The following is a 4,633-nucleotide window of genomic DNA, read 5'->3' as shown; positions in this document are numbered from 1 at the left end:
TACGTCCGGGGCGCCCGTACCCCCACTGCCTCACGCAGCGTGACCGGCAAGCCTGCCCGTCACCGCCGCACCCCCATCAAGTTCGAAGACCCGGTAATACGCCGTGGACTTCCACGGCATATCCCAGTTGATAATTACGCGGACGCCATTGTGGTCAAACCTTGACGAGTTCTGCCCGTCCAACTGGCGCGGGCCGGCCTGTCGAAGCGTCGTCTCAACTTCCGTGGCAGACGGACGCCCCATTGCCGGATTCCCCCCACCCGTGTGCCCGTTCACGAACTCAACCATCTCGTCGAGACTGTAGTCACTTCCGTGGAAATCCTCGCCGCCGAGACGGTCTCCATTTTTGCCGCCAGCTGGCACTCCACAATTCGGACCGGAATTGTGAACCAGGACCGGCGTGGCCCCCGCCAGCACATAGTACGTGTGGAGTTGCTGGACGGTGAGATTCCAGCGGTGGGCGGCGCCGGGTGTGGTGTGGATGGCGACGACGTAGGCGTGCCGGCCGTCGGTGGTGTTGAGGGTGTGGCCCGCCTTGAGTTTGCCGGCCGGGACCCAGGTGTGGGTGGTGTCGTCCCAGAACGGGTGGCGGGAGGTGGTGTGGAGGGTGGCGGTGTGGCCGTCCTTGGTGCGGATCGTGACGTCGACCAGGTCGTGGTCGTGGTTGATCCACACGTGCTGGACGGTGCGGGAGCCCTTGAGCTTGCCGGTCTTGGGGTCGGCCGACTCGACCTTGTCACCGACCTGGAGCTTGCCGATGGCCTTGGTGGAGCCGTTGCCCATCAGGACCGGCGTGTCCGGGGCGAAGCTCATCCCCGCCTCGCAGGACGTGGCGATCTTGTCGCCCTGTGCCTCCGCGGCCTGTGCGGATTCCTGGGTCGCCTCCGCCTGCCGTTCGGCGGCTGCCTCCTGCCGCGCTTCCGCCGCCTTCGCGGCTGCCGCTTCCTGTTTGGCAGCCTTGGCGTCCGCGGCGCCGTGGTCGGCCGCCTTGCCGGCATCCGCGGCGTCCTCCGCGCCATGCGTGGCGGCCTTGGCGTCCTCCCCGAGGTGGACGGCGTTCTTCAGCCCTTGCAGGGCCTCGGCGCCTTCCGCCGCGTACTTGGCGCCCTTGATCGCCTCCCGGGCGCCCAGGGCCGCGTCCCCGATCACCGGGATCGCCCCCGCGAAGGAGATGCCCGCGTCCAGGTAGTCACCGTCGGCGGCGTACCAGGCGCCGTTGGCGACGTCGGCGACCGCGCCGACGACCGGGACCATGCCGGCCACGTCCAGAGCCGTATGCCCCAGGTCGGAGAGCCAGCCGTGGCCGTCGAGTTCGATGTTGCTGATCGGGTTGCCGCCACCGAACGCGTACCGGTTGCCGGTCAGCGGGTCCGACACCAGACCCATGTCGGACAGGGCACCGTTGTACATGTCCCGCGACAGGAACCGGTTCAGCCCCGGGTCGTAGCTGCGGAAGCCCATGTTGTACGTGCCTGTGGAGCCGTCCACCCGGTCGGCGTTGAACCGGTAGGCGCTGTACGGGTCGCTCGGCGAGTTCGTCGTCGAGCCGGGCTTGTCCGCACCGGTGTCCTGGCTGGTGTCGTCGGAGCCGTAGGCGGTGTAGCCGTACGTCGACTTGGTGTCACCGCCGGCGTCCGTCACGGCCTGGACGTCGGAGTGTGCGTCGTAGGTGTAGTACGTCGGCTCCTCACTGCCGTCCGACTTGATCTTCACCTGGGACAGGCGCTCGCCCCACGGCGAGTACTGGTAGGTCTTGGTGACCTTCCCGTTCTCCGTCTCCGACACCACCGCGTCGGACATCGCCAGGTAGTCGAAGACCGTGGTCTTCTCACCCGTCGCGCCCGCGTTCACCGTCTGCGACACCGTCCGGTCGAACGGGTCGTAGGCGAAGTTGGTGGTGTCGTATCCGGTGCCGTTCTTCTTCTGTTCGGACGCGATGTGGTCGAAGCCGTCGTACGTGTAACGCTCGACCACACTCCCGCCGGTAGTGACGTTGTCCAGCCGCCCGTACGGGTCGTAGTGGTAACCGGAGGACACCCCCGCCACGACGGTGGTCGCCAGCCGGTTGCGGTCGTAGACCGACGTGGACGTCTGACCCCCGACCGTGGAGGACGTGACGTTGCCGTTGTCGTCGTAGACGTACGACTCGTTCTGCCCCCCGCCCGTCTTGGTCACGCTCTTGACCTGGTCACGGGGTGTGTAGGCGTAGTCCAGGGTCTGGTTCTTGTACGCCGCGTGGTCGTCGGCGTTCTGGACCTTGGAGACGTCCTCGGTGGTGTTGCCGTCAGGGTCGTAGGTGTAGGTGTGCTCGGCCACCGTGGTGGTGCCGTCGGACTTCTTCTCCACCTGGTGCTTCAAAGCACCGTCGAGGAAGTAGTCGGAGGTGACGACGTTGCCGTTGCCCTTGGTCTCCGTGGCCACCTCGCCACCGGGAGCATAGGTGAACTGGGTCACCTTCGGGTTGGCGTCGGTCGCCGATTCCTTGTTGGTGACCTTGCTCAGCAGGTTGCGCGTGTCGTACTCGAAGCTCGCCACCATCGCGTCGTGCGTACGCGACAGCGTGTCACCGTCCGCGTCGTAGTTGAACGACGTGGTGTGCAGCGTGGTCCCGGCCTTCTTCACCTCCAGCTTGGACAGCAGGTTCACTCCGTCGAAGGTGGCGGCGTAGTCGTCGTAGCGGGCACCGGGAGTGGCATCAGCCAGGTCGACGAGGTTGCCGTTGGCGTCGTAGGAGTAGGTGAAGGCGGTCTTCTCGTTGTCGACATCGGCGCTGTTGTCACGGACCACCTTGACGGCGTCCGCCGCCACCGTGCCGCCCGCGTTCTGCGCCAGCGTCACCTTCTGCGTGGTGTCGGCAGCGTTGAAGGCGTAGGAGCCCAGCGACACCCACGTGCCGGTGTTCTTGGTCTGGTCGACGGTCTTCACGGCGGTGCCGCCGTGGTAGCCGACGGTGTACGAGGCGTTCGTCGCCGCCCCGGACACCTGCGGGTACTTCACGTACACCTGGTAGGTGCCGTCCTCGGGGATCGACAGGTTCCAGGTGAACGCATCCGTACCGGTGCCGGCGGCGTGCGTGGCGTAGTCGTAGCCCTGATGGTCGCTGCCGCCGGTGGCGGTGGGCCAGGAACCGGTCGCCGAGGTGGACTGGACGTCGGAGTTGTCGGCCAGGTCCACCTGCAACCCCACCGGCACACCGTTGTCGGTCCGGGTGTGGATCATCCCATCCGGGTAGTACGTCCAGTTCATCGTCCGCGACTGCGAGCCGCCCGCGGAGGTGATGGTGCGGGAGGTCTGGTCACCCAGCTCGTCGTGGTCGTAGGAGGTGGTGATGTCCCACGGGTCCGTCGAGGTCTTGGTCTGGCCGTCGTCCCAGTAGGTGTAGGCGGTGTCGCTGCGCACCGACTGACCGGCGGACGGCGGGGCGGACACCTTGGACAGGCGGCCGGCCGCGTCGTAGGAGTAGTCGGTCTCGGCCGCCTTGTTGTACGTCGCGTCGTTCGGGTCGTAGGCGGACAACTGCGCCTTGACCCGGTTCAGCTCGTCGTAGACGGTCTGCGTGGTGAAGGCGGTCGTGGAGTTCGCGGCCACCGCGCGCGGCGAGTACACCTTGGTCTGGTTGCCGACCTGGTCGTACTCGTACTTGGTCGTGTCATAGCTGATCGAGCCGGACGGGTTGTCGTGCGGCACCTGGACCTGGGTGACCATGCCGCGCTCATCCAGCGTGTACAGGGTCTTGTTGTTGTCCTCGTCCGTGGTCGAGGTCTGCAGGCCGTCCTTGTCGTAGCCGGACTGCTTGGAGTGCCCGGCCGCGTCCGTCACCGATGTCGCCCGGTGGTCCCTACCGGGTCCGTCGCCGCCTGCGAGAAAACAGGGACCTCTTCCGGAAGCAGTACCGGGAGCTCACGGGCCACCTCCCTTCGCCCGGCGCGGACGACCGCATGGCCGCAGCCCTTCAGGAGCGCGCGCAGCAGGCGCGGCAGGCGGGGGTGCGGCGATGAATGACCAAGACCACTGTCCTAGAAGCGCTCTACGACTTCGTCCTCCACGACGTCGCCGGCAATGTCGTGGCCAGGCTGGTGCTGCTGGCCACCACCGCTGGATGGCAGCGCACCCGCGCCCGACGGCAGATTCGCCGGACGCCTCCCGGTGTCATCGAAAGCGACGAGCCGCCCAGCTGACGCCCTCGGGGCTCGCTAGGACCGAGAGCGCCTCGGTCTCGTGCTCGCGCCGACCGAGGAGAGCCGGTTGTCCCCTTTGGGTCCAACGGGGACAACCGCCGTTCATCTGGTGACGGTTGCGTGGGCGGAGCAAGCAGCTCTCCGACGGCGTCGTGACCTTCGTGCCGAACCTGGTGGCCGAGAAGGTCGAGGACTTCATCGAGCGGGAGCCGAGCTTCACGACCTTGGTGTCCGTCCAGCCATCCCCGTTTGCGAAGTTCGGCTCCGTCAGCGAGATCACCCACGTCTGGGAGGACAAGATCCGGTACATGCCGAAGTTCTCCGCCGATGAAAGGGACGAGGACTGCGTCCTCTTCATCAATAAGAGGCCGCGCAGATAGGCGGCACGAGGCAGTCGCGACAGCAAGGCAGGCACAGGTCTGGGCGATCATGGAGTTGCGACGCTCTGTGATCAC

General features: G+C 66.7%; 3 protein-coding genes. 2 read left to right on the top strand and 1 reads right to left on the bottom strand.

Going from position 1 to position 4,633, the window contains the following annotated elements:
* Positions 1–30 precede the first annotated feature (30 nt).
* A complete protein-coding gene (locus ACWD5Q_RS35145; RefSeq protein ID WP_451431129.1) occupies positions 31–3,819 on the bottom strand; it encodes a golvesin C-terminal-like domain-containing protein in 3,789 nt (1,262 codons plus the stop codon).
* Between the two features lie 179 nt (positions 3,820–3,998).
* Between ACWD5Q_RS35145 and ACWD5Q_RS35140 the strand changes: the two genes are divergently transcribed.
* On the top strand, positions 3,999–4,178 hold the full coding sequence (locus ACWD5Q_RS35140) for a hypothetical protein (RefSeq protein WP_451431128.1): 180 nt from the start codon (positions 3,999–4,001) through the stop codon (positions 4,176–4,178).
* A gap of 152 nt (positions 4,179–4,330) precedes the next feature.
* Positions 4,331–4,558 (top strand): hypothetical protein, encoded by a 228-nt coding sequence (locus ACWD5Q_RS35135; protein WP_451431127.1) that lies wholly within the window; start codon positions 4,331–4,333, stop codon positions 4,556–4,558.
* The last annotated feature ends 75 nt before the right edge of the window (positions 4,559–4,633 follow it).

The organism is Streptomyces sp. NPDC002513 (assembly GCF_053595355.1).
Note: the sequence above shows the minus strand (reverse complement) of the source record. Positions and strands in the feature narration are given on the sequence as shown.

Coding starts and splice junctions, on each gene's coding strand:
- ACWD5Q_RS35140 (WP_451431128.1), top strand. CDS start 3,999: ATGACCAAGACCACTGTCCTAGAAGCGCTCTACGACTTCGTCCTCCAC.